This is a genomic window from Streptococcus sp. GMD4S (genome assembly GCF_000296955.1).
On sequence record NZ_AJRE01000132.1, the window covers coordinates 1 to 2,875 of the forward strand.

The 2,875-nt window shown below is 40.9% G+C and carries 2 protein-coding genes and 1 pseudogene; all 3 read right to left on the reverse strand.

Features of this window, described 5'->3' with window-relative positions; translation table 11 throughout:
• Window positions 1-486 (reverse strand): annotated as a pseudogene (locus GMD4S_RS07735) (DUF2130 domain-containing protein); the annotation flags it as partial.
• 94 nt (window positions 487-580) lie between these two features.
• Window positions 581-1,861: an O-acetylhomoserine aminocarboxypropyltransferase/cysteine synthase family protein gene (locus GMD4S_RS07740; protein ID WP_000196314.1), complete on the reverse strand. Its 1,281-nt coding sequence runs from the start codon at window positions 1,859-1,861 to the stop codon at window positions 581-583.
• 150 nt (window positions 1,862-2,011) lie between these two features.
• Window positions 2,012-2,809, reverse strand: a complete 798-nt coding sequence (locus GMD4S_RS07745; protein ID WP_000254787.1) for a formate/nitrite transporter family protein — start codon at window positions 2,807-2,809, stop codon at window positions 2,012-2,014.
• Between the last annotated feature and the right edge of the window lie 66 nt (window positions 2,810-2,875).

Sequence of the window (2,875 nt, forward strand, 5' to 3'; positions counted from 1 at the left end):
CGCCTTGAGCTGGGCTTCGTAATTTTGCTTGAGGGAAGCTAGAGATAACTCATTTTCCTTTTCTTGTAAAAGGAGCTGGTTTTTGACCTGATCGCGCTCTTTTTCAAGGTTAGAAAGGGTCTTTTGCAGTTGATTTTCATGTTCTAAACGCAAGGTAGCCAATTGGTTTTCCAAGTCCTGTACTTCCTTGTCCTTTGCCAATAAAGCCTGATGACTGGTTTGTTCAACCTCTTTCTTAGCCAGTTCTTTCTCTGTATCAAAGTTTTGGATTTGACTCTGTAATTGCACAATTTCTTGATCCTTCTGAGCCAGTTTAGACTGTTGCTCATTCATGGCCTTTTGCTCAGCTAAGGCCAGCTCCTGCTTCATTCGATCGTGCAGTTCCTTATCAAACTCAGCCGTTCTCACTTGGGATAAGAGTTCGGCATACTGACTCTCATTTACTGTAAAGACTTCCCCACAGTTGGGACATTTAATTTCGTTCATAACTTTCCTCTTTCTAGACTTCTGTAACCATTATATCATGCCTGAGGGAAAATCAAAAACAGTGAGTCGAAACCCACTGTTTATATCAGTTACTTTAAATTTTTTCCAAGGCCAAACGCAAATCTTCAATCAAATCCTCTACATTTTCAAGTCCGATAGACAAGCGGATTTGGTTTGGTGTGACACCTGCTGCTTCTAGATCCTTTTCTGACAACTGACCGTGGGTGGTTGTCGCAGGATGGACAACAAGAGATTTGGCATCTGCCACGTTTGCAAGGTCAGAGAAGATTTCCAAATTATCAATCACCTTGCGAGCTTCTGCCTCTCCGCCTTTAACATGGAAGGTAAAGATTGAACCAACACCTTTTGGCAGATATTTCTCAGCCAAGGCATGATATGGACTGTCAGCTAGTTTTGGATAGTTGACTTTTTCTACCTTAGGATGGTTGACAAGGAAATCAACAATTTTCTCTGCATTTTGCACATGGCGTTCGACACGAAGAGAGAGAGTTTCAAGCCCTTGGAGCAAGAGAAAGGCATTAAATGGTGACAAGGCAGCACCTGTATCACGGAGCAATTGAACACGAACAGCGATAATAAAGGCTGCTGCACCCACATCACGAGTATAGCTCAAGTTGTGGTAACTTGGGTCTTCCTCAACAAATTGAGGGAACTTCCCTGAAGCTGCCCAGTCAAAACGACCGCTATCAACAATCACTCCTCCAATAGTCGTACCATGCCCACCGATAAACTTAGTTGCTGAGTGAATGGAAATATCTACACCGTGAGAGAAGACGTTAATCAAATATGGTGTGGCAAAAGTGTTGTCTGAAACGAGAGGAATCTTGTGTTTATGCGCAATCTCAGCCAATTTTTCTAAGTCAGGAATGTTAATCAAGGGATTCCCCAAGGTTTCAATCAAGACAAGCTTTGTATTGTCATTGATAGCTGCTTCCACTTCTTCCAAATTATCCACATCCACAAAGGTTGTTGTGATTCCATAACGAGGAAGGGTTTCTTTCAAGAGGTTGAAGGTCCCACCGTAAATAGTTGACGCAGCCACCACATGGTCACCTGCGTGAGCAAGCGCCAAAATAGTGTAGGTTACAGCAGCCATACCTGATGCTGTCGCTAGCGCTCCAACACCACCTTCAAGAGCAGCAATTCTTTCCTCAAAGGCTGCTGTTGTAGGGTTTGTGATACGAGTATAAATGTTCCCTGGTTTTCTCAAGGCAAACAAATCGGCACCTTCTTGCGTGTCATCAAAAACGAAGGATGTTGTTTGATAAATCGGTACTGCACGAGACTTAGTTGCTGGATCAACTACTTGCCCAGCATGTAATTGTAGGGTTTCAAATTTAAAATCACGAGTCATAAGACGACCTCCAAATAGCTTCATTAGGGATATTGTATCATCTTGGGCTAGTCTTTTCCAATACCGTTTTTCTATATTTTGATATAAGGAACAACTATGACTAGTCTTACACATCAAACAAAAAAGCACGATTCACTCGTGCTCATTTCTTTAATCTACATAAGTATCTTCGTTTTTGTTGAGGAAAGCGTATGGCAAGCCCATCAAGAGACCTCCTCCGATAAAGTTTCCGACAAAGGTTACACCCCAGTGACGAAGAATATTAGGTATGTCAAAGTTAGCAATTGAATCAGCAGCAACACTAAACTTAACAATCGCAAAAGAAGCAAAGTTCGCAGCAATGTGTTCGTTTGTTAAGAATACAAACATGTAAATTGCTGATAAGACAAGCCAAAGTTTGGCGCCTCCGTCTTTCACCAAAACAAATGAAAGAATGGCAATGTTTACAAAGATATTGGCTAAAATACCTTCAAGTAAGACTAACTCATTTGAACGACCTAACTTCATCTCTACAACCCCTGAAATGAAGCTATCATGTGTTAGATTTGCATAGGCTGCTGAGTGGGCAAATCCCCAACCTGCTATCAAAGCTCCGATGAGATTGAACAAGGTACAGTAAAGTAAAATCTCAGCTGTTTTTCTCCAAGAAATTTTTTTCAAGAAACTACCAGCTGTCAAAAACATCATATTTGAAGTTACCAGCTCAGCATTCAAGAAAACAATGTAGGCCAATCCCCAAGCAAAAACAAATGGGAAGAGAAAACGTCCACTACCTGGAGCGATCTTATTAATCAAGTCAGCCCCAACTGCACCCGCAGCTGTACTAAATGTTAGAAAGGCACCTGCAAACATGGAACGAATCGCATACTTAAACTTACTTTGGCTATAAAGACTTTCTTTCTTCTTACAAGCAAATTCAATCTTTGAAATAAATTCTGAAGAGACCATAAAAAACTCCTAAACTTTTATTTGTGATAATTATAACATAATTCTTGTTTTCTAGAAAGCGTTTTC